Origin of the sequence: Shewanella mangrovi (assembly GCF_000753795.1) — a bacterium.
In the GTDB taxonomy this organism is placed as follows: Bacteria; Pseudomonadota; Gammaproteobacteria; order Enterobacterales; family Shewanellaceae; genus Shewanella; species Shewanella mangrovi.
The window spans coordinates 1-22,332 of record NZ_JPEO01000001.1 but is presented as its reverse complement, the minus strand read 5'-3'; the positions used below and the strand labels follow the sequence as shown (position 1 = coordinate 22,332).

20 protein-coding genes are annotated in these 22,332 nt (G+C 46.3%); 4 read left to right on the top strand and 16 right to left on the bottom strand.

Translation table 11 applies throughout. The annotated features are described in order from the left end of the window. Positions 1-729: a response regulator gene (locus HR45_RS00105; RefSeq protein ID WP_063355083.1), complete on the top strand. Its 729-nt coding sequence runs from the start codon at positions 1-3 to the stop codon at positions 727-729. On the opposite strand, the gene HR45_RS00100 is transcribed toward HR45_RS00105, so the two are convergent. The 4 genes from HR45_RS00100 to HR45_RS00085 are packed head-to-tail and all read right to left on the bottom strand — an operon-like array spanning position 684 to position 3,686. Further along, positions 684-1,337, bottom strand: coding sequence for a hypothetical protein (locus HR45_RS00100; protein WP_156103972.1), 654 nt, complete (start codon positions 1,335-1,337; stop codon positions 684-686). The genes HR45_RS00105 and HR45_RS00100 overlap by 46 nt on opposite strands. An 8-nt stretch (positions 1,338-1,345) precedes the next feature. Continuing rightward, the gene (locus tag HR45_RS00095) at positions 1,346-2,506 is read right to left on the bottom strand and encodes a flagellar assembly protein T N-terminal domain-containing protein (RefSeq protein ID WP_037438513.1); all 1,161 of its coding nucleotides are present in this window, start codon (positions 2,504-2,506) and stop codon (positions 1,346-1,348) included. Further along, a complete protein-coding gene (locus HR45_RS00090; protein WP_162180633.1) occupies positions 2,494-2,919 on the bottom strand; it encodes an LPP20 family lipoprotein in 426 nt (141 codons plus the stop codon). The genes HR45_RS00095 and HR45_RS00090 overlap by 13 nt, the downstream gene beginning before the upstream one ends. 17 nt (positions 2,920-2,936) lie before the next feature. After that, positions 2,937-3,686: a flagellar basal body L-ring protein FlgH gene (locus HR45_RS00085; protein ID WP_037438509.1), complete on the bottom strand. Its 750-nt coding sequence runs from the start codon at positions 3,684-3,686 to the stop codon at positions 2,937-2,939. 240 nt (positions 3,687-3,926) lie between these two features. Here HR45_RS00085 and HR45_RS00075 point away from each other — a divergent pair, with 240 nt between their 5' ends. Beyond that, complete coding sequence (locus tag HR45_RS00075; protein WP_037438506.1) at positions 3,927-4,394, top strand: chemotaxis protein CheX; 468 nt, start codon at positions 3,927-3,929, stop codon at positions 4,392-4,394. Between the two features lie 3 nt (positions 4,395-4,397). Here the strand turns inward: HR45_RS00075 and alr are convergent, their stop codons facing one another. After that, the gene (alr, locus tag HR45_RS00070; protein ID WP_037438505.1) at positions 4,398-5,474 is read right to left on the bottom strand and encodes an alanine racemase; all 1,077 of its coding nucleotides are present in this window, start codon (positions 5,472-5,474) and stop codon (positions 4,398-4,400) included. A gap of 58 nt (positions 5,475-5,532) precedes the next feature. Next, complete coding sequence (dnaB, locus tag HR45_RS00065) at positions 5,533-6,939, bottom strand: replicative DNA helicase (protein ID WP_037438503.1); 1,407 nt, start codon at positions 6,937-6,939, stop codon at positions 5,533-5,535. Between the two features lie 1,014 nt (positions 6,940-7,953). Here dnaB and HR45_RS00060 point away from each other — a divergent pair. Beyond that, positions 7,954-10,899 (top strand): TonB-dependent receptor, encoded by a 2,946-nt coding sequence (locus HR45_RS00060; protein WP_241461026.1) that lies wholly within the window; start codon positions 7,954-7,956, stop codon positions 10,897-10,899. 86 nt (positions 10,900-10,985) lie between these two features. Here HR45_RS00060 and HR45_RS00055 read toward each other — a convergent pair whose 3' ends face one another. The 5 genes from HR45_RS00055 to rpsF form a co-directional block, all read right to left on the bottom strand. Beyond that, positions 10,986-13,967, bottom strand: a complete 2,982-nt coding sequence (locus tag HR45_RS00055) for a TonB-dependent receptor (protein WP_037438499.1) — start codon at positions 13,965-13,967, stop codon at positions 10,986-10,988. 398 nt (positions 13,968-14,365) lie between these two features. Beyond that, on the bottom strand, positions 14,366-14,821 hold the full coding sequence (gene rplI, locus HR45_RS00050) for a 50S ribosomal protein L9 (RefSeq protein WP_037438497.1): 456 nt from the start codon (positions 14,819-14,821) through the stop codon (positions 14,366-14,368). Between the two features lie 36 nt (positions 14,822-14,857). Continuing rightward, entirely contained in the window at positions 14,858-15,085 is a 228-nt protein-coding gene (gene rpsR / locus HR45_RS00045) for a 30S ribosomal protein S18 (RefSeq protein ID WP_025009344.1), read from the bottom strand. A 12-nt stretch (positions 15,086-15,097) separates the two neighbouring features. After that, positions 15,098-15,403, bottom strand: coding sequence for a primosomal replication protein N (priB, locus tag HR45_RS00040; RefSeq protein ID WP_037438494.1), 306 nt, complete (start codon positions 15,401-15,403; stop codon positions 15,098-15,100). An 8-nt stretch (positions 15,404-15,411) separates the two neighbouring features. Then, positions 15,412-15,813 carry a 30S ribosomal protein S6 gene (gene rpsF / locus HR45_RS00035; RefSeq protein ID WP_037438493.1) on the bottom strand — a complete coding sequence of 134 codons (402 nt, stop codon included), beginning with the start codon at positions 15,811-15,813 and terminating at the stop codon, positions 15,412-15,414. Between the two features lie 200 nt (positions 15,814-16,013). On the opposite strand from rpsF, the gene HR45_RS00030 reads away from it, so the two are divergent. Next, on the top strand, positions 16,014-16,757 hold the full coding sequence (locus tag HR45_RS00030; RefSeq protein WP_052074429.1) for a DUF481 domain-containing protein: 744 nt from the start codon (positions 16,014-16,016) through the stop codon (positions 16,755-16,757). A gap of 67 nt (positions 16,758-16,824) precedes the next feature. On the opposite strand, the gene rlmB is transcribed toward HR45_RS00030, so the two are convergent. From rlmB to HR45_RS00005, 5 genes are all read right to left on the bottom strand, one after another. Beyond that, positions 16,825-17,565: a 23S rRNA (guanosine(2251)-2'-O)-methyltransferase RlmB gene (rlmB, locus tag HR45_RS00025; RefSeq protein WP_037438491.1), complete on the bottom strand. Its 741-nt coding sequence runs from the start codon at positions 17,563-17,565 to the stop codon at positions 16,825-16,827. 3 nt (positions 17,566-17,568) lie between these two features. After that, complete coding sequence (rnr, locus tag HR45_RS00020; protein ID WP_037438488.1) at positions 17,569-19,956, bottom strand: ribonuclease R; 2,388 nt, start codon at positions 19,954-19,956, stop codon at positions 17,569-17,571. A 30-nt stretch (positions 19,957-19,986) separates the two neighbouring features. Next, entirely contained in the window at positions 19,987-20,607 is a 621-nt protein-coding gene (locus HR45_RS00015; RefSeq protein WP_037438486.1) for a tetratricopeptide repeat protein, read from the bottom strand. A 123-nt stretch (positions 20,608-20,730) separates the two neighbouring features. Beyond that, positions 20,731-22,029, bottom strand: a complete 1,299-nt coding sequence (locus HR45_RS00010) for an adenylosuccinate synthase (protein WP_037438484.1) — start codon at positions 22,027-22,029, stop codon at positions 20,731-20,733. A 63-nt stretch (positions 22,030-22,092) separates the two neighbouring features. Continuing rightward, on the bottom strand, positions 22,093-22,332 hold a 240-nt coding region (locus HR45_RS00005; protein WP_430742010.1), incomplete at its 5' end, for a DUF2065 domain-containing protein.

The following is a 22,332-nucleotide window of genomic DNA, read 5'->3' as shown; positions in this document are numbered from 1 at the left end:
ATGCCGTATCACGTTCTGGTCGTGGAAGACGAATATCGAATAGCAGCATTGCTAATCGACTATTTTCAGGCGGCAAACATGCTCATCACACATGTTGCGCACGGGGATTTAGCCGTTGGCAGCTTTCAGCAAGCCAATTACGATTTACTGCTATTGGATGTCAATCTGCCCGGCCAGGATGGATATAGTATCTGTGCCGAAATTCGCAGTGTTTCTAGCGTGCCGATCATGATACTCAGTGCGTTATCCGACGAAGAGGCGCGTCTTAAGGGGCTGGGTTGTGGTGCTGACGATTATGTTTGTAAACCCTTTAGCCCACGAGAAGTGGTGGCCAAATCGCAAGCGCTACTACGAAGAAGTCACGGAGAATGGCCGCAGCGCCATCTTCCACAGCAACTGACAATTGATCATGCTCGATACCGGATTGTCTGGCAACAAACTCAAGTTGAGCTAACCAAAATCGAATTTGCCATGCTGCATACTCTGGTGAAAAACCCCGGCAGAATATACTCACGCAATCAACTGATGAGCTCCAGTTACGGCGATTTTCGTGTGGTGTCAGAGCGAACTATCGATAGCCATATAAAAAAGTTGCGGAAAAAGCTTAATACCATGCTGCCTGACCAAGAAAATATTGAGTCAATTTACGGCGTTGGCTATCGCTATATTGGCCCCGCAGTTATCTACTTGCCCGCCGATAGCTCATCGCTCTCGAGGTTTTCCACTTGATGAGTGACAAAATCGAGCGGCGTTTCTCCGGCCACTCGAGTAAAACCTATTTCAGCAAGAGATCCTAACGCGCCTAAGGCGCCACCAAACAAAGTGCCGCCAGTGACATTCGCTACATAACCTATGTCATCCCCAGTCAAATCTCGGTAGTAGTAGTTCAGCAGCGGGATATGTTGCAACGGATTAATGACATCAAGCGCATCCCACATTGAAAAATCGTTACCTTCAGCAAATGCTTTTAACTCACTACCACTATCAGTTGCCGCAGCTGACACTGTCCCGCTACTTGTAGTTGCTGATGCTTCGGAATCATCAACAGTATTATCCGCATCTCCCGTAATACTGCTGCTGATTTTTGCCTGGTAGAACGCATTCATCAGCTCTGATGCAAGGCTGTCACTGAATAGCGAAAATGCGGCAGAACTATCGTCACTATCACCCTGTGCGCTGGCACTATTAGTCTCTGTCGATACATTATCCATCGCCTGCTGCACGGCTGAACCAAACATAGTGTCGATTGAGGAGGAAATGCCGCTGCTACTATCACTTTCTGTATTGAAGGACGGGAGCGAATTCCATAACGAGCCTAGCGCATTCGAGATTTCCATTGGCTAACTTACTCCCAAAAACTATCTAGCTGCACAATATCCCGGATCTGAATACCCAGAGGCATTTCACTATTCACCGGCAGTAGCTGGCTGTGATCCGGATAAACTTTGACGACCTCAAACTCAACGGCCTCATCACTATAGTTGGCGTATTTCACCCCTTGCTCGTCGAAATAGTTAAACTGATATTGCAGCTTAAAAATATCCCCTGTCTTGATCCCTTGGCGGGCGCCTATGGCCACTTCAACCGTATTGGCGCCGACTCGAATAATCCGTGATTTTGGTCTGGCGCATACTAAAAGTGCACTTAAGTCGTCCACGGCTTCTCGCATAACCCGCTTAATTTCAAGGCCATAATCGGATAGCCAGAGTTGGTCACTGCGACTGCTGAGCGTTTCGTTGAAGGCAAATGGCCACACCGTGCGGCTGTGGTAATCCTTTTTAATAATGGGAAGCCCAGACACACCATCAATAAGATATAAGGCGATGCCAAACTCCCTGACTAGCTGATCACTACTAAGCAAGCCACCTTCAAGTTTGCCGATGGACAGATCGTTAATTTTGCCCATCACGATATATTGGGTTTTGCTTTGCTCAGAGAGATACTGCAACTGGCGTTTATCTTCATCCGACATACGATCTGGATCGATCCCGATGGGGGCATCCAGTAAGGTTTTAGCAAGGAAATCTGCCTTCGCTTTATCAAATTCACTGAATAGGCGATGGGTTAGCTCGTCAGCAAACTCATCCAAACCGCCATAACGAGCATGCGCCTTATCCGCGAGGATAAAAGGCACCATCACCAGCGACTTAGAAGTGAGATGCTGATTTTCACAAATAGCACCATCGCTCCAAATATCGGCTTTCAGCGTCACCGAGACCCGATTATCCTGACTATATTCTTGGAGTTTCTGGATCTGATTGATGTGGCCACTACTGCGAACCTGAAAAATACGACTGCTGACCGATTCGTCTTTAACTTCCTGCATCAAGGTCACCGAGCCACCAGCATTAAGAATCGCATCACGCAGTGCAGCACGCGTCGCCTGTTCTAATGCTTGCTCCTCATCACCATTCAATACAGGCGCAATTCCCTGCCCTTGATACCAGGCAGCAAACACGGGTAATGGCAACAGTAAACACCAACACAAACGTTTTAAAACCACCATTTGTGCTCCGACTCCAATGGCTTACTTTCCACACTACCTAAGGTTGCAAGTGTCGCGGTATCAAGGCTGACCTCAGTCGTATAAAACTCACCTTCCACTCGCTGATGTGTGACTTTCGCCCCGCGTACCACGCCTTGCACTTTGACTTCCATACTCTTACGGCCAACAGTTTCACCTTCAAGCCGGGTATAAGAACGCAACTGCTGACCATAGAGCTGTTCAGCCAGCCGCCGGTAAGCATCCATGCGCGAAGCTTCCATGGCTTGCACGAACTTCTGATCGCTTGAAGGCCCTGGTTGAGATTTTATCGGCGCATACCCCTTCGCTGTCAGTACCGGCGATTTTTCCGGCGCCACCAGCTGATAAGTGGTCAGTTTTTCCAGACTACAACCCGCTATTGTAAGTGCCAGCAATAGCGGCATCGTTCGGATTAAAATGGCCATATGCTTGGATTAGTTAGTTTTTCTGTTAGCCAACCTAAACGTTGGCTGTCGGCAAGTGCACCATCTCCTGAGTACTCGATACGGGCATTAGCGATTTTGGTCGATGACACAGAGTTATCCGCATCAATATCTTTGGCGCGAATAATCCCTGTCAGTCGAATAAACTCCTTACCGTTATTGATCAGTAACCACTTATCACCGCGCACCAACAGGTTGTCATTCTTCATCACCTTCATGACTGAAACCGTAATTTCCCCTTCAAAATCATTACTCTGACTCGCACTGCCATCGCCCTCAAAATTCTGCTCTTGGTTAAGTCCCAGATTGACCTCTTTATTGGCAATTTTCAGAGTGCCGCCGGGAACATCGATGGGGTCCAGTGAAAAATCGGTACTCTTCTTAAGTTGCGTGTTGCCACTCTTGTGGGCGCGTGTCGATTCAGACAATTTGATAGAAATGATGTCGCCAACACGAAAATGTGACTGTTCAATGTACAGACTTTGCACCACATCATCGTTAAAAATAGACCCTGTGGGCAGAGGTCTACGCACCTCTGTTTCAGGAGCCATCACCGCATAATAAGGATCGTTCGGGTCGGCATTTTCCGCCTGCTCCATTGGCGTTCCTGCCGCCGGATAGTGTTTACTGCCAGACGCATTCATCGCACTATTTGTGGCACATCCGCTCACCCAAAGGAGAACCGCCAGTGCGAACGGCAATCGGTGCAACTTCAGCATGAATCCCTCCTAATTTGCCCTTTGGCTATTGCACATCACTTTACTGAGCAAATGTGCAAACAAATGGCAAAAAAATCGCAAATACCGTGGATTCTCAACAATGTGAACAACATCTCACGCTTCATACCAACCCAGAGTGGCTATGGTCCGCTGAAAAACATTCCCAAGTTGCTGACTGCTGTTCTAAGCTAATACGATTGTGCTGAAATTTGTCTCTGTCGTAATAAGGTGCTGCAACCTATGAATGTTGATTTCATCAATCCTTTTCTAACCGCTTTACTCAATGTCACTACCACCATGGCCAGCTTGCAGCTCACACCGGGAAAACCCCGCATCAAAGCAGATAATTACGCCAAAGGGGACGTTTCTGGATTGATAGGCATGGTGGGACCACAAACACGCGGGTCATTATCCATTACCTTTGAGCAAGGTCTGATTCTGGAGATCATGCAGAAGATGCTGGGCGAAAACCCTGGCAAGATAAATGAAGAAGTGGCCGATTTAGTTGGCGAGCTGACCAATATGGTCACCGGCGGCGCTAAAAAACTGCTGTCAGAGAAGGGCTATGAATTCGATATGGCGACGCCCGTCGTGGTCTCAGGTCCGGGACATACCATCTCCCATATTGCGAACGGCAAGAAAATTCTAATGCCGTTCGCATCGCCCTTTGGCACCGCCTATATCGAAATCTGTTTTGAGGATCTTTAATGCTTACTCAAGGCAAACGGCAACTCGCGGAGTAAGTTTTGTCACCAACTCGTATGCGATAGTGCCAATGCGCTCAGCAACTTCTTCGACAGGTAACTTAGGCCCCCACAACATTGCGCTATCACCTACCTTATCTGCCGCATCAGGCCCAAGATCCACGGTTAACATGTCCATGGATACGCGTCCGACGATAGGCACTTGACGACCATTAATAAACACCGGGGTACCTTCTGGAGCATTGCGCGGATAGCCATCACCATAACCTATCGCGACAACACCGAGTGTGGTATCGCGTGGCGCGGTCCAATAACCGCCGTAGCCTACAGGGTCGCCAGCTTTATGCTGCCTGACCGCAATCAACTGCGACACCAGACTCATCGCCGGAATTAACCCGTGATGCTGACCATTATCACCATTCACAGGTGATACACCATAAAGCGCGATACCGGGACGGATCCACTCTTTTTGGGTTTCCGGCCAGAACAACACCCCCGCCGAATTGGCTAAGGTTCGTTCTCCGGGTAACTCCCGTACCATACGTTCAAAAATGGCCAGCTGTTGCAGTGTTTGCGGCTGTTCTGGCTCATCGGCACGGGCAAAATGCGTCATAAAATTCACTGGTTTGGCGACGTTTGCGCAGCGGTTGAGTCGCTCATACACCTCGGCAAACTGCGCAGGAGAAAAGCCCAAACGGTGCATTCCAGTATCTATTTTCATCCATACAGTCACCGGTGCTTCTAGTTCGGCCTGCTCCAACATATCGAGTTGAGATGCATGATGCACCACAGTATCGATATGATGAGTCACTAATAGCGGCAGATCTTCCGCTCGAAAAAAGCCTTCTAAAAGCAGTAGCTTGGCGTCAACATCGCCGCTGCGTAACTGCAATGCTTCTTCTAAACGGGCCAATCCAAAACCATCGGCATCACTGACGCATTGCGCAACATTAAGTAGACCATGACCATAGCCATTGGCTTTTACTACAGCCATCACTTTACTGTGGGGAGCAACTTCACGAAGACGCGCCAGGTTATGCTGTAATGCCTGACGACTAATTTCTGCTCTAGGAAAAGGTTTCAATTTATCCCTTCATACTTACAAGTTGGTGCATCGGCAATGCACCGGAGAGCGTCGCTCCCTAGTCTTCTTCAAACTGAGGACCGGCAAAATTGTCAAACCGCGAATATTTACCTTGGAAGGTTAAACGCACTCGGCCGATGGGGCCGTTACGTTGTTTACCGATAATGATCTCTGCGGTGCCTTTATCGGGAGAGTCATCGTGATACACCTCATCACGATAGATAAACATAATCAGGTCGGCGTCCTGCTCGATAGAACCGGATTCACGCAAGTCAGAGTTTACAGGGCGTTTATCTGCACGTTGTTCGAGCGAGCGGTTAAGCTGTGACAGCGCAATCACCGGAATTTCGAGTTCTTTAGCCAGCGCTTTGAGTGAGCGGGAAATTTCGGCAATTTCAAGGGTACGGTTATCGGCTAACGCTGGCACCTGCATCAACTGCAAATAGTCGACCATGATCATCGACAAACCACCATATTCCCGCGCAATTCGACGTGCACGACTGCGTACTTCAGTCGGTGTTAGACCCGAACTGTCATCAATATACATCTTGCCCTTTTCGAGCATAATGCCCATGGTTGATGACACTCGCGCCCAATCATCATCATCCAACTGGCCAGTACGAATGCGGGTCTGATCCACGCGGCCAATAGAGGCCAGCATACGCATCATGATCTGCTCTGAAGGCATCTCCAAACTAAAAATCAGCACGGGTTTATCTTCACTCAGCGACGCATTTTCACAAAGGTTCATAGCAAACGTGGTTTTCCCCATGGAAGGACGCGCAGCAACAATAATCAAATCACCAGATTGGAAGCCAGCGGTCATTTTGTCGAGATCGCTAAAACCAGATGACACACCGGTAACGCCGTTGTGAGGGTTGTTATACAACTGCTCAATCTTATCAACGGTTTTTTCCAAAATGCTTTTAATGCCTTCTGGGCCTTCATTGGCGTTAGCGCGTTGCTCAGCAATTTTAAAGACTTTCGTTTCAGCCAGATCAAGCAAAGCACTTGAGTCACGGCCTTCAGGGTTGTACCCCGCATCGGCAATTTCATGAGCAACGCGGATCATCTCGCGCACGACCGCACGTTCTCGCACAATTGCCGCATAGGAAAGAATATTGCCTGCGCTCGGCGTGTTTTTCGCTATCTCACCGAGGTAAGCAAACCCACCAGCGTCGTCCAATTCATCAGACAGTTCCAACTGTTCCGAGACGGTGATTAAGTCGATCGGCTGGCCTTGCTCAGTCAGCTTCTGCATTGCCGTAAAAATGAGTTTATGCGAACGAGAGTAAAAATCTTCACGCACGACTAACTCGGCAACCTTGTCCCACGCATCAGCATCCAGCATCAAACCACCCAAAACTGATTGTTCAGCTTCGATGGAATGTGGCGGCAGTTTTAACGCTTCAGTTTGTGCGTCATGGCGTTTGTCACGTGAGCTGAAAGCAGCGGACTGTGGCATAGCGTTTCTGAGTCTCCGATGAATAGGTAAAAAATCACTTTACGGCAGCAATTAGCAAAACATTGTTTGGGTGTTATGCAGCTAGCAAAAAATGCGGCAATTTAGCTGGGCTATTGTAGCGCCTGTTTGGACTTGTCAAAAGGATTAGTGATCACCATTCCAGATCGAGAGCTATCGATATGAGGTAACGCTTAGAAAAACCATCGGTTATGAAAAGTACATTTTTGTAACGACGGGCTGTAGAAAAAAAAGCATAAATAGCGAACAACACATCATGCTGACCAAAAAGCTTATCAATTACGCACTATATTTTTTAATAACATATTTCAAACATTAAAATTGCAACACCATGTTTTAAAAATCCTAAATTAGCAATTAAAATATCGAATTAGGTAAAAAACATGCACCACACTCAATGTTAAAAAAATTAACAATACGAGTCATTAGATTCAAAAGTAAACATATTTAAACATATTTATAACAAAAAGCCATTTTCTAGAAACAAACTTTGAATTTACATAAGTTAAATTTTATTAATATTTGAAAACCGACATCAAAAAAAACTAGCAAGCAGAAATACACTTAACAATTAAAAAACAATTAATCAACAACACAAACACTATTAACACTTCACTTCAATGTAAATTCTTTAGCCTTTAAAATCAAAATATTACAAATATAACCTCGAACCAATATGTTGCAAAATATAAAATGCGCACCTTGCATTAGATTGTTTTGTGTCAAAAAAATAAAATCAAAACCTATATTCGAACATATATTGAACAACACCTTCATCAGCAACACAGTTGTTAACAAACAAGATGAAACATTAATTTACGTATCATCTTATTTTAAGTTATTTACATTAGATGACACTGTGTGTATTAATCTTTAACAGTGTGTACAAATAGATACACATAACAAAAAAAGATTAAACAAAAGGAAGATTGTCAAGTGATAAATATAAGAAGAAATATGATTGCAGCTGCTATTGCTGCAACATTAGGAGTAGGTATGTCTGGCGCAGTATACGCCGACAACACTACATCAACGATTAACGGCTCCCTCACCGTTTCTGGCGCATCTGCAAGTGAATATTCTGCAACCGCATATGATGAAAGTACTGGCCTGACTCGTAATATTGAGATTGGTTCAGACGGTAACTTCCGTTTCTCCAAGCTGCCATTTGGCACCTATGAAGTCACCATCAAAAAGGGTGATACTGTCGTTGCGCAAGACAAAGTCACCATTTCACTTGGTAAAAACGCCACCGCTAAGTTTGACGTTCAAGCAACTACCAACATGGAAGTGTTGTCAGTTGTTGGCGCACGCATTAACAGTGTTGACCTTACCAATGCCGACTCAGGCCTGACAATTAACAAAGAAAGCATCGATATGATGCCTGTTTCACGCGACTTCGCTTCTATCGCAATGTTGGCTCCTGGAACAGTTTCTGGTGATAGTAAGTTCGGTAACACTGCTTCTTTCGGTGGTTCTTCAGTAGCAGAGAACTCATGTTATATCAACGGATTAGAAGTAACCAACACCAGTCAAGGCTTAGGGTGTGGTACAGTTCCGTTTGAGTTCTACAAAGAATTCCAAGTGAAAACTGGTGGTTACTCAGCAAAATTTGGCCGTACTACCGGTGGTGTGATGAACGCCGTCACCAAGAGTGGTACTAACGAATGGGAATTCGGCGCGTCTGCACGTTGGAGACCTTCTTCACTTGCATCTGATGGCAAAGTATCTCGCGGCAATGGTGGAACTGGCACAATCTTCCGTGACACTCGTAATGATGAGTACGATCTGAAAGAGTACACAGTATCTGCTAGCGGTCCGCTGATTAAAGATAAGTTGTTTGTCTATGCCTTGGTTAACCCAAGAGATATTCAAGATAACTTCTCTTATCAGAGCGGTTCACGCGATCAATATAGCCCAACTGACGAATTCGAAAAACGTAGTTCTGATGGTTCTGATAACCTGTTCTGGGGTGCAAAAGTTGACTGGAACATCACAGATAACCACTCTCTGAGCTTGTTTGGCTATTCCAACAGGAACGATACCACTGAAGACATCTATCGCTACACGCCAGAAGATGAACAGATGGGTGATTATCTGGGTACCACTATCCGCAAGCGCGGTGGTGAAGCTAAGAGTATTACCTATAACGGTGCGATTACCGAAGATCTGTCAGTCACCGCAATGTACGGTGAAATCAAAACCAACTACACCAACGTACCAGGCAACTTAGATTGCCCAAGTGTATCTGACACTCGTACAGGTATTTTAGATTCTGACCGTATCACAAGCTGTGGTCCTGGTGGTTCTTATGGTGTAAACGAAGATAAAAACAAACAAACTCGTATTGATATCGAATATGTGTTGGGCGATCACTTGCTGAAAGCTGGTTACGACAAGCAGAAGCGTGAAACTATGCATACTTCGGCACCAATCACTGGTCACAACTGGACGTACACCACACTGCTGGAAAATGCCTCAATTCAAGGCAATGACGGTCCAATCTACATGAACAATACTGGCGCAGATATGGACATCGTATCTGACCGTATCTTTGCTGGTGGTGGTGCGTTTACATCTGACCTGACTGCATACTATGTAGAAGATAACTGGCAGGTTACTGATAATTTGATGCTGCAAATTGGTGCTCGTAAAGACAAGTTTGAGAACAAAGGTGTAACTGGCCTCGTGTTCTCTTCTTTCGACACTGATATTGCACCTCGTTTAGGCTTCACTTGGGATATCTTAGGTGAAGGCACTTCTAAACTGTTTGGTACTTATGGCCGTTACTATCTGCCAGTACCTAACAACACCAACTACCGTGCTGCGTCAGGTCTGAGTGATACAACCACTTATTACACCTTTACTGGTCATGATGAGACAGGTGCACCAACTGGCATCACTCCAGTAAATGGCAGTAACTCTACTGTAGTTAACAGTGTACCAAACCCAACGATTCAAGAAGTTTTCCAAAGTGAAGAAGCAGAGCCATTCGCTAAAGATGAATATATCTTGGGTTACCAACAGCAATTGTCTGACACCACTACTGCGTCGATCAAAGGTATCTATCGTGAAGTGGTTTCAGCGTTGGATGACTACTGTGGTGACTTGGCATCTCAATCAACTTGTACGCTGATCAACCCAGGCCAAACAGCTACTTGGCAGCTAGATAACGATGGTGACACTATTCCTGACGCAGGTAGTCGCCATACCTACACAGCTGCTGAGATTGGTCTGCCTAAAGCGAAAAACACTTACAAGGCGATTGAAACTGAAGTCCAATACAACAACGACGATTTGCACCTGACCTTTACTTATACTTGGAGTAAGAGTGAAGGTAACTTCGAGGGTGCGGTGAAGTCTGATATCGGTCAAGCTGACCCAGGTATTACTCAGGACTTTGACTTCCCAGCACTGATGGATGGTGCTCAAGGTTACCAAGCAAACGATCGACGCCATGTGTTCAAACTGTTCGGTACCTATGACCTGACTGATGACTTGAATATCGGCTTCAACACAATTCTGTCTAGCGGTCGCCCATTGAGCGCGTTTGGTCAAGGCTACCCAAGTAACGATCCGCACGTTTACGGTAGTTATGGTGATACTTTCTATCTTTACACCAACCAATGCCCTGACACCAATGGCAACGGTGAATGTGACCAAGATGAGAAAGTCTATCAGCAGTTCGGTCGTGGCACCCTTGGCCGTACTCCTTGGAACTTCCGTTTAGACCTTTCTGCAAACTACATGTTTAACATCAGCGATGTTGATATGGTGGCTTCAGTTAAAGTCTATAACGTACTTGATGTTCAAGAAATCGTATCTCAAAACGAGCACTATGAAGGTTACCGTGCCGAAGGTACTCGCAACCAATACTATGGTGCAGCGTACGATTGGCAAACACCTCGCTACGTAGAGTTCTCAATTTCAGCTCGTTTCTAATTACTCAAAACAAGCTATTTTGAACGAATAAAAAACCGCTGCATCTGCAGCGGTTTTTTTATCTACTCTTCAACCTAAGCGGTTAATTAGAATTTAGCTTGGAAGCCTAAACGCACATAACGCGGAGTCTGGTAGGTGTACGCCGCATCGAAATACGGGTTTTTCACACCAGGCGTTGATTCATAGTGTTCGTTCAATGAAGTCGCTTCTTGAACATTCAAGATATTGAATACGTTCAGAGAAACCTTCATATCGATATCTGACACAGTGAAGTTATATGTAGCATTCAAGTCTAAGTTAAATGTCCATGGTGTACGGCCATTAGAACCACGTGGGTGACGAGTGTATTCACCAGTATCAGCATCATACAGGTAGAACTTATCACCCCAACCACCGTTCAGGTTTGGATTTGAGTCTGGATAACCCTGACCAAACAAACTTAGTGGACGACCACTAGATAAACTTGCGTTCCAACCTAAGCTCAAATCATCCAAAAGATCGTAGCTACCAAAGAACTTGAACACATGGCGACGATCGTTTGGTTGATAGCCATAAGCGCCATCCATTACTGCAGGGAAGTCAAAGTCCTGAGTAATACCAGCATCCGCTTGACCGATATCAGACTTCACCGCACCTTCAAAGTTACCCCAGCTCTTAGACCATGTGTAGGTAAAGCTGTAGCGCATGCGATCGCCACGATAGTTGATTTGAGTATCAACTGCGAGATAGCGGTTATCAGCCTTAGGCAAACCAATGGTTTCAGCACTGTAGGTTTCTAATGAGCCTGGGTCGCCATAACCGTCAGCATCAAAGCTTGAGTCACCCCAATCAGTACCTGTCCAGTAGTAGCCATCAGCATACCAGCTCATGTCTTCACCAGGGTTGATCATCACACAATATGGGTAAGCGTAACGACCACAATAGTCATCTAAGCCACTGGTGACCTTACGATAAGTACCTTTTACGCCCAAGCTGTACTCTTCGTTAAGAATTTGATCATAACCAAGGATATATTCGTCCTTCGCATATGGATCAGCTTCTTGTGCCTGGAATACATCTTTGTCTGGAATCACTGGTGTAGAACCAATTTGCACAGAGTCAGCTTCTGAACCACCAATCGGAGTCAAGCCTGTTGGAGCACCTGTAGCAGTATCATATCCACTATAGAGGTAAGCAGTAGTGGCATCACTAACACCCGATGCAGCACGGAAAATAGTGTTGTTAGCTACTGGCAGGTAATAAGTGCCATAAGTACCGTAGACTTTCGAAGAACCATCACCTAAGACATCCCAAACGGCACCTAAGCGCGGCGCTGGGTCTGTAGTGAAGTCGGTCAGTGTACGGCCAGTAGTACCGGTAGATTTAAACTTATCGATACGTAAGCCTAAGCTTAACAAAAGATTTTCGGTAATTTGCCACTTATCTTCTACATAGTAAGCAGCCAGTTCAGATTTAAATGAACCACCACCCGTGAAGATACGGTCTTCCACATAGTCCAACGGCGCACCCGTAGTGTTGTACACGTTACCGTTATCGGCTTCAAAATAGCCACCTGGAGCAAGTGTCAGATAGGTGTAGTTATGGCCACCGGTAGGATAGCTCAGACGCTCAGACTTACGGTCCTGGATATCAAGACCGGCACTGATAGTATGGTCGCCAAGGGTATATTCTAAATCCAAACGATATTGGGTGTTGTCATCGTTGTTGGCACCGTAAGAGGTTACTGCGCCTGCACAACCCGAAATTTCAGCACCACCAGTGGTGCGGCTATCTGTCACACCAGGACAATCAGTACGTGATGGCGCTGATTCATACTGAGTTTTGATCTGCCCAACCATGGCTGTGACGTTGAAGTCCTCAGTGATCCAGCCAGTGTAGCTCAAGCTATGGGCTTCACCGCCGCGCTTCCATACAGAAGTGTTTTGTAAGTCACCGATGACGCCTGTATCAGGATCATAGTCAAAGTCTGAAATTTCAGAGTCAGTACGATTAGAATAGCCAAAGTAACTCAAACGATGGTTATCGGTGATATCCCAGTCGATTTTTGCGCCCCAGAACATAGCATCTGATGCTGAGGTGTCACGCTCGCGATAAGTGTTCACTGGGGAGAAGCGTCCACCACCCGTAGTCCAGTGATCTTCTTGATCTCTTGGCGCAACAATCGCGTAAATAAACAGCTTATCTTCGATAATAGGACCTGAGGCCGATACAGTGACGTCTACACGATTGTTGTAATCTTTAGTGTAATCACGGAAAACACTGCCAGCACCATTGTCACCACGAGAAACTTTACCTGAGCTCGCTAAACTGTCAGGCAGCCACTCTGCTGTCGCTTCAAATTCCCATTCGTTAGTACCACCTTTGGTAGTGGTATTAACGGTACCACCAGTTGCTCGGCCGTATTTGGCAGAGTAACCACCAGTTTTGATTTGGAAGTCTTTATAGAATTGATAAGGAACCGAGCCGCAGCCCAAACCTTGACGCGTGTTACTTACTTCCAAGCCGTTAATATAACAAGCGTTTTCTGCAGCAGATGAACCACCAAATGAGTTAGCATCACTACCAAATGCAGCATCGCCTTTAATAACACCTGGGGCCAAACGTGCCACTTCTGCCAAGCTCTGGCCTACTGGCAGGATATCCAATTCATCAGCACTAATGGTTAAACCTGAGTCTGATGAGGTTACGTCGATCATCGCAACACGTGAGCCAGTGACCTGCAACACTTCAATATTGTTATCGGTAACAATATCAAAACTTGCGTTGGTGTTGGCGCCTAATCTGATGCGGAACTTTTTCTCTGCGACAACGGTATCACCACGAGACACTGTCACATCATAAACACCAGTAGGCAGCTTAGGGATACGGTACTTACCTTCAGCATCAACGCTGATTGAGCGAGTAGTACCAGTGTCGACGTTAACCGCTTGTACGACTAGGCCTTCAAATGAACCTTTTTCTAAAGAGATTTTACCGAACAAATCTTCCGCATGAGCCGATAAACTTAATGACATCAAAGTAGCTACAGATGTCGCAAGCAGCGTCCTCCTGAACCCTTTCTTATTCATTCTCCATCTTCCTTTTAAATGTAAATAGCGATGTTTTTATTATTTTGAAGCACACGAATGCCACAAACAGCACCAATAGTTACATCATAAAAGATACAAATGCAACATTTGCAATATAATTAAGCATTAAAGATAACAAATGTATAACCTATTGAGACGTAAAATAATGCTGGCCAATAATTAGCAGATAGTGCGGCCTACAAACGCAAAGGAATGGCGCTGAAATGGCTTAAAGGTGGGTATTAATAGATAGCGATAAACACGCCGTAACAGTAGTCACAATGCAGAAGCCAACAAAAAAGAAATCAGAAGTGGTCACTAACGCGTAGTGGCGGTTAAAGATGATAAAAAAACACCGCCACGTGGGCGGTGTTTTTTACTGAATCACTTAATGAAAATTAAGCTTCTTCAGCAACGATTGTTACGTTAACAACCGCTTTAACTTCTGAGTGCAGTTGAACTTCAACTTCGAAGTCACCAGTGTTGCGCAGCGCGCCCAGTGGCAGACGAACTTCAGCTTTAGCCAGTTCAACACCTGCAGCAGTTACAGCATCAGCGATGTCACGAGTACCTACTGAACCGAACAGTTTGCCTTCGTCACCAGCTTTAGAAGCGATAACAACAGCTTCCAGAGCAGCGATTTTTTCAGCACGTTCGTTAGCAGTAGCCAGCTCAGCAGCAACTTTAGCTTCCAGTTCAGCACGACGAGCTTCGAAAACTTTTACGTTTTCAGCGTTAGCAACAACTGCTTTGCCTTGAGGCAGCAGGTAGTTACGAGCGTAGCCAGCTTTAACTGAAACTTGATCACCCAGGTTGCCCAGGTTCGCAATTTTATCAAGCAGAATAACGTTCATTATCAATTCCTCTTAATTCAATGAATTCAGTGCCGATTACTGATGCAAATCAGTGTATGGCAGCAGAGACAGATAACGAGCGCGCTTGATAGCGCGAGCCAGTTGGCGCTGATATTTAGCGCTAGTACCGGTAATACGGCTAGGAACAATTTTACCGCTTTCTGTGATGTAGTTTTTCAGAGTAGCGATATCTTTGTAATCGATCTCCGTAACACCTTCAGCAGTGAAACGGCAGAATTTACGACGACGGAAATAACGTGCCATGTTGACAGTCTCCTAATTTTTCAATTCGACATTTTCAGCGTGTAATACCAAGCGGCTCTGACCATTGCGGCTTTGCTGCAATGCGATAAATCCTGAAACTTGTATATCCACGCCTGCCTTCAGCTTGTCTGTTAAGCGTTCAAAACGCTCACCACTCAATATCACTTGTATGACACAGTAGACTTGCCTTTGCATATTTGCCTCTGTTTTCAGAGACTTATGCTCAAGTTGTAACACTGTGTGATGGATACCTGCCGGACTATCAAATCTTCTGCTACGCAGAATACGTCCTGAAAGTTCCAGATGATTGGTGGTCACAGAGAAACTTACTCGGCGCTCTCTTCAGCCTGTTCTTCAGTAGCTTCTGCAGCTCTCTCGCTAGCAGCAGCACGACGTGAATCACGTTCGTCTTTTGCTTTAGCCATTGGAGAAGCTTCAGTGATAGCAGCTTTAGTGCGCATAACCAGACTACGCAGAACAGCGTCGTTGAAGCGGAAAGCTGTTTCCAGCTCTTCGATAGACTCAGCAGTAGCTTCTACGTTCAACAGAACATAGTGAGCTTTGTGCAGGTCTTGAATAGGATATGCCAGTTGGCGACGGCCCCAGTCTTCCAGACGATGGATTTGACCACCCGCTTCGGTGATAACACCGCTATAGCGTTCGATCATACCTGGTACCTGTTCACTCTGATCAGGGTGAACCATAAATACGATTTCGTAATGACGCATTTATTGCTCCTTACGGTTTGTTAGCCTCGTATTGGCTCAGTCAGACCCGTAGAGGCAAGGAACGAAGTAAAGTGACTGATTTAGGCGCGGAATAGTACATAAAGGCGCCAGCAAACTCAAGCAATAACTTTGCCTAACAGCCCATGACAGGTATCATGGGCCGCAACCATGCTGCAGTTAACATGAAGAAACTCGGAATAATGACAAAAACTCCTGTATTGGCACTCTTAGCGCTCGTTTCGATACCTGCGTTTGCCTTAGTGCCACCTGATTATCATGAGCCGCCTAATAACTTTCGCGCAGAAATAGAAGCAGGTTTTCAGCTCAACACAGGTAACACTGATTCCACTAGTTTCAACGGACGAACCCGACTGGTTTATGACACCAGCAAAGCCACTCAGGAAGGCACCTTTAAAGCGTATTACGCTGCGGATTCAGAAAGTACCACTGCCGAACGTTATGACTTGCAATATCAGTCAAACTACAAGCTAAAAGGTGGGTATGTGTTTGGTCGTGGCGAATTTGTCTCTGACAAATTTGGTGCTTATACCGATATTTACACTATCTCAAGCGGTTACGGCTTTGATGCAATTGCGACTGGACGGACAAAGCTAAGTTTAGAAGTCGGTCCCGGTTATCGGTATAACATGCCAATAGATACTGATGACGATCCAGATCCAAGTGCAGAAAAAGAAGTGATCTTACGTACGGCGGCTAAGTTCGAGCAAAAAATCCATGAATACACCACGTTTAATGCCGACCTAACCGCTGAAATTGGCCAAAACAACAATACCTTACTCTTAGATATGGGCTACAAAAATACCCTGTTTCAAGACTGGGCATTTAAAGTCGGCGTCAACATGAAATATACCGAAGTGGTGCCTGAGGGTAGTAAGCAAACAGATACCATTACTACTTTTAACCTACTGTATACCTTCCAATAAGTAGTGCATCGCTAGAGACAAAAAAGGATGGCAGCCGCCATCCTTTTTTGTAAGCTACCAGGAATACTTAACCCAGTCGCTGACGCACAGCTTCAAACAGGCATATCCCCGTTGCCACCGAGACGTTGAGGCTTGATACCGACCCCGCCATTGGAATGGATATCAACGTGTCACAGCTTTCACGGCTTAAACGTCGTAGCCCTTTACCTTCTGCGCCCATCGCAATGGCCAAAGGCCCTTTCAGATCGGCTTGGTATAGTGTGCTGGTAGCTTCACCCGCAGTACCGGCGATCCATACACCTCGCTCTTGTAAGCGTTTCATCGTACGCGCTAAGTTGGTCACTTGATACAAAGGCACAGTTTCCGCAGCGCCACAAGCTACCTTACTGACGACAGGTGTTAACCCCACAGAGTTATCTTTGGGCACAATCAGCCCATGCACGCCGGCCGCATCGGCGTTACGTAAACAAGCACCGAGATTATGCGGATCGGTGACGCCGTCCAAAATCAGCAAAAAAGGTGTGTCGGTTTTATCCAACAAGGCTTCTAAATCATTTTCAGTCAGCACTTTAGCCGGGCGCACACGCACTACAACGCCCTGATGCTGACCACCTTCAGTTTTGTCATCCAAAGTCTTACGTGATGCTTGCTGGGCACGAATGCCAACAGCTGCAGCTTTAGCCAATAAAGGCTGCACGCGATCATCCACACGACCGCTTAGCAGCCACATTTCCAATACGCGCTCAGGGGCATGGTCTAATAATGAGGAGACGGCATGAATACCGAATACCAATTCCTGTTTTTTCATCGACTATTTCTTTCTCTTTGGTCGTTTAACTGCTTTAGCTTTTGCAGCCTTATCTTTTGGCGCTGCTGACTTCTTCGCAGACTTAGCCCCTTTATTGGCTACTCGGCCCTTTTTAGCGCTCACTTTAGCGCCTTCAAGATTGACGCGCTCACGTGCTGTCAAAGGTCGTTTTTTACTGCCACCACGAGAACGACTGCTACCTTTTTCGTCCACCATCAGCAGATCAATTTGGCGGTCGTCTAAATTGACTGCGGCAACTTTAACCGTGACAGGATCACCAATCTGGTAAGTTTTACCACTGTTTTCACCAATCAAACGTTGTCGTGCCGGATCGTACTGGTAATAGTCACTGCCCAAGGTCGAAATATGCACTAGACCATCAATAAACAACGACTTGAGTCTGACAAACAGGCCAAAACTGGTGACAGAGGCGACGACAGCTTCAAACACATCCCCCACGTGATCTTGCATAAACTCACATTTGAGCCAGTCAGAGACATCGCGGGTCGCTTCATCGGCACGGCGCTCGGTATTGGAACACTCTTCTCCGAGCAAATCCAGCTCTTCCAGCTGATAATGGTAGCCACCATCTTCGGTCCATTTATTCTCAACATCACCTTGCTCTTTAGCGAGCAAATAACGTATCACGCGATGCAGCACTAAGTCAGGATAACGGCGGATTGGTGACGTAAAATGAGCATATTCCTCCAACGCCAGGCCGAAGTGACCTTCATTATCTGGCGTGTAGGTCGCTTGACGCATCGAACGCAGTAACATCACCTGAATCAATTCTGCGTCTGGACGCTCTCTCACTTTTTCTAACAGTAACTGGAAGTCTATCGGTTGCGGATCTAACCCCCCCCCCAACTGTAAACCCCGCTCGCGCAAGAAATCCCTAAAATTGGTGAGCTTTTGCTCTGAAGGTGTTTCATGTACCCGATACAGCACTTCGCCCTTATGCTTTTTGACGAACTTAGCTGCGGCGACATTGGCTAAAATCATACATTCTTCGATGATCTTATGCGCTTGGTTACGCGTGCGTGGCACAATGCGGTCGATCTTACGCTGCTCATTAAAAATAAACTGAGTTTCTTCGGTTTCAAACCCAATAGCGCCACGTTGATGGCGTTGTTCGTCTAAGGTCAAATACAGCTCTTGCAGCACCTGCAAATGTGGATAAAGCGCTTGGTATTCTTGTGGGACTTCGCCAGTTTCCAGCATTGCGGCTACTTTGGTGTAGGTAAAGCGCGCATGAGAGTGCATGACTGCTGGATAAAACTTATAACCAGAGAGCTTACCCGTCGCCGCAATGGTCATTTCTGCGACCATACACAAGCGGTCCACGCCGGGATTAAGCGAGCATAAACCATTAGAGAGCTTTTCCGGCAACATGGGGATCACTTGCGAGGGGAAATACACCGAGTTACCGCGCGCACGCGCTTCCGTATCCAGTGCTGATTGCGTGCGCACATAATGGCTCACATCAGCAATCGCTACCCATAAGCGCCAGCCACCACCGCGTTTGCGTTCGGCATATACCGCATCGTCAAAGTCACGCGCGTCTTCGCCGTCGATAGTGACTAATGGTAAGTCGCGTAGGTCAACCCGCCCCGCTTTATCTTCTTCCTGGACTTCATCAGGGATCTTGCGCAGTTTCTTCTCGATAAGGCTGGACCAAGTATGGGGCAGATCGTAATTGCGCAACGCAATCTCGATCTCCATGCCAGGCGCCATCTCTTTACCCAGTACTTCGGTGATTTTACCGGCGGCTTTAACATAGCGTCCGGGGCGGCGTGTGAGTTCAACCACCACCACATCGCCCGCACGTGCACCATTACGGTCGGCGGCTTCTACTAAGATTTCTTGAGAGATGCGTTTATCATCTGCCACCACAAAGCTCATGCCGCTATCGACATAAAAGCGACCGACTAACGGCGCTTTACGCTCTTCGAGTAAACGCACGATACGGGCTTCATTCTTGCCTTTACGTTCTACGCCGGCCCGCTGCGCTAATACACGATCACCATGAAAATAGCGTTGCATATCGCCATGGTGAATAAACAGGTCGTCACCGCCTTCATCAGGCTGAAAAAAACCATAGCCATCACGGTGACCAATCACGGTCCCGGTAATCAAATCCATGCGTTCTGGCAAACCGTAACATTGGCCACGCGTGAAAACTAACTGGCCATCACGTTCCATCGCACGCAAGCGCCGACGCAAGGCTTCATATCGTTCTTCATCATTAATGCTGATGCCCAGAGCCTGAGCGATGCGTTCACGGTTTAGAGGGGATTGCTGTGACCGGAGGTATTCCAGAATATATTCCCGGCTAGGGATAGGATTGTCGTATTTATCTTGTTCTCTCTCAAAATGAGGATCTTTAGTCATTCAATATCCATTTCTATTTAACACTCAGTGTCATTCATGTAACTGAGGTTGTTGAGCTCGCTTTACCTGGCTATCGGGCATCAATTTTGCCAACTTTGCCAGTAACTTTTCACTTTGCTGTTGTGTCTTCTCATCAGCAAAGGTTTGGTTATATAACCAATGATAGGCCAGAACGTAGTCACGCGGGGTCCCGTGTCCCTCACCCAACAACTTCACCAACATCATCTGCGCCGGGAAATTCCCACCCGATGCGGCAGAAAAAAGGTAAGACACTGCACGATCCGAATCTTTAATTAAAAACTTGCCTTCATCATAATATTGCGCCAGTTTGAACATGGCTTCAGGGCTGCCTTGCTCCGCCGCTTGTCTTAGCCAATCCATACCACGCTTGGGTTCTGCCTTTACGCAGACACCATAGTTAAGCATTTGCCCCCAAAGATATTGATATAACGGCTCTTTAAGCACGCTGGCATGGGCTTCAATATCTTTGACTAACTGACAGTCGTCTTGCTTAATGCGCTGGAGTTCTGTGCCTTGTCGGATTAACTGCAACAACTCTTCCTGACTATAAATGTCCACCGCTTTGATATCGGCTCGCACCGTCAAAGTCATCACACTTAATAACAGTAATAAAGTTATCCGCACAAACATTGCAACACCTGTTTATCTCAGTTGATATCAGTTCATCGGCAGTATAATGCAAATCTGAAGCAACTCGATATTTTGTCCTGCATCGCCATCAATAAAAAAGGCCGCTAATGCGGCCTTTTTTGATTACTCACTAAATGGATTGACGCGAATCATGGTCTCATTTCGATCTGGACCTGTGGATACGATATCTACTGGCGTATCCAACAATTCTTCAATTCGTTTAATGTAATCTAATGCCGCCTGTGGCAACTGTTCCATTGAAGTGGCACCAAAAGTGTTCTCACTCCAACCTGGCATGGTTTCGTAAACAGGTTTCACCTGTTCGTAACCTTCGGCTGCCAAAGGTGCTGCTTTAGTAATAGAACCGTCTGGCAATTCATAAGCCACACAGATTTTTACTTCTTTCAGGCCATCCAATACATCAAGCTTAGTTAAGCAAAAGCCACTGAGGCTGTTGATTTGCACTGCACGACGCATGGCGACAGCATCCAACCAACCTGGGCGACGTTTACGACCAGTAGTGGCACCAAACTCTTGGCCTTTAGTGCCAAGGTGCTCACCAATTTCGCAGTTCAGCTCAGTTGGGAATGGACCAGCACCAACACGAGTGCTGTAAGCCTTGATAATACCCATCACATAGTCAATGTGACGCGGACCGATACCGCTACCAGTAGCAACACCGCCAGCAGTTGTATTTGATGATGTCACGTATGGATAAGTACCATGGTCGATATCCAACATGGTGCCCTGAGCGCCTTCAAACAGAATTGGTTCACCAGCACGGCGAGCGTCATCCAGCATTTCAGTAACATCAACACACATGCTCTTCAGATAATCAGCAATAGCCAATGCATCTTCTAGTGTCTTCTGATAATCAACTGGCTCGCACTTGTAGTATTCGGTCAGCGTAAAGTTGTGATATTCCATCACTTCTTTCAGCTTGTCGGCGAACAACTCAGGATTGAACAGATCACCTACACGCAGACCGCGACGAGAGATTTTGTCTTCATATGCTGGGCCAATACCACGACCGGTAGTACCGATAGCTTTATTACCACGCGCTTTTTCACGAGCGACATCAAGTGCACAGTGATATGGCAGGATAAGCGGACACGCTTCAGAGATAAGTAGACGTTCCTCAACTGGAATGCCTTTCTCTTTCAGCATATTGATTTCATTCATCAGGGCATCTGGTGCTAATACAACACCATTAGCAATAACGCATTTTACGTTATCACGCAGAATACCTGATGGAATCAAATGAAGGACGGTTTTCTCACCATCGATAACCAGTGTATGACCAGCATTGTGGCCACCTTGGTAACGAACGACGTATTTTGCCTGTTCTGTCAGAAGGTCGACAATCTTACCTTTTCCCTCGTCACCCCATTGTGTGCCGAGAACAACTACATTTTTGCCCATTGTTTGCTGCAAGGTTGCGGTTAAAAAAGAATTCTAACAGATTTGAAACGCGGGGGGTACGTTTTATGAAAAAATAATCAGAATAACTGCGCCGACCAGTGCTAATCCACCACCAAGCCTTTGCAGTGTGGCTGCGGGTTGGCGCGACATTTCCGCCAAATATAGTTGCCACTTTTTTGGAAACAGTAGTGGACCTAAGCCTTCTATAATGAGCACCAGGCCCAACGCCAATAATAATGCCTGCCCGTTCATAAACCGACCCCCAACGTTACCAGTAAAAATCCACCTGCATAGCAGGTGGCT

Coding starts and splice junctions, on each gene's coding strand:
- HR45_RS00105 (WP_063355083.1), top strand. CDS start 1: ATGCCGTATCACGTTCTGGTCGTGGAAGACGAATATCGAATAGCAGCA.
- HR45_RS00100 (WP_156103972.1), bottom strand. CDS start 1,337: ATGGAAATCTCGAATGCGCTAGGCTCGTTATGGAATTCGCTCCCGTCC.
- HR45_RS00095 (WP_037438513.1), bottom strand. CDS start 2,506: ATGGTGGTTTTAAAACGTTTGTGTTGGTGTTTACTGTTGCCATTACCC.
- HR45_RS00085 (WP_037438509.1), bottom strand. CDS start 3,686: ATGCTGAAGTTGCACCGATTGCCGTTCGCACTGGCGGTTCTCCTTTGG.
- HR45_RS00075 (WP_037438506.1), top strand. CDS start 3,927: ATGAATGTTGATTTCATCAATCCTTTTCTAACCGCTTTACTCAATGTC.
- dnaB (WP_037438503.1), bottom strand. CDS start 6,939: ATGCCACAGTCCGCTGCTTTCAGCTCACGTGACAAACGCCATGACGCA.
- HR45_RS00060 (WP_241461026.1), top strand. CDS start 7,954: ATGTCTGGCGCAGTATACGCCGACAACACTACATCAACGATTAACGGC.
- HR45_RS00055 (WP_037438499.1), bottom strand. CDS start 13,967: ATGAATAAGAAAGGGTTCAGGAGGACGCTGCTTGCGACATCTGTAGCT.
- rplI (WP_037438497.1), bottom strand. CDS start 14,821: ATGAACGTTATTCTGCTTGATAAAATTGCGAACCTGGGCAACCTGGGT.
- rpsR (WP_025009344.1), bottom strand. CDS start 15,085: ATGGCACGTTATTTCCGTCGTCGTAAATTCTGCCGTTTCACTGCTGAA.
- rpsF (WP_037438493.1), bottom strand. CDS start 15,813: ATGCGTCATTACGAAATCGTATTTATGGTTCACCCTGATCAGAGTGAA.
- HR45_RS00030 (WP_052074429.1), top strand. CDS start 16,014: ATGACAAAAACTCCTGTATTGGCACTCTTAGCGCTCGTTTCGATACCT.
- rlmB (WP_037438491.1), bottom strand. CDS start 17,565: ATGAAAAAACAGGAATTGGTATTCGGTATTCATGCCGTCTCCTCATTA.
- rnr (WP_037438488.1), bottom strand. CDS start 19,956: ATGACTAAAGATCCTCATTTTGAGAGAGAACAAGATAAATACGACAAT.
- HR45_RS00015 (WP_037438486.1), bottom strand. CDS start 20,607: ATGTTTGTGCGGATAACTTTATTACTGTTATTAAGTGTGATGACTTTG.
- HR45_RS00010 (WP_037438484.1), bottom strand. CDS start 22,029: ATGGGCAAAAATGTAGTTGTTCTCGGCACACAATGGGGTGACGAGGGA.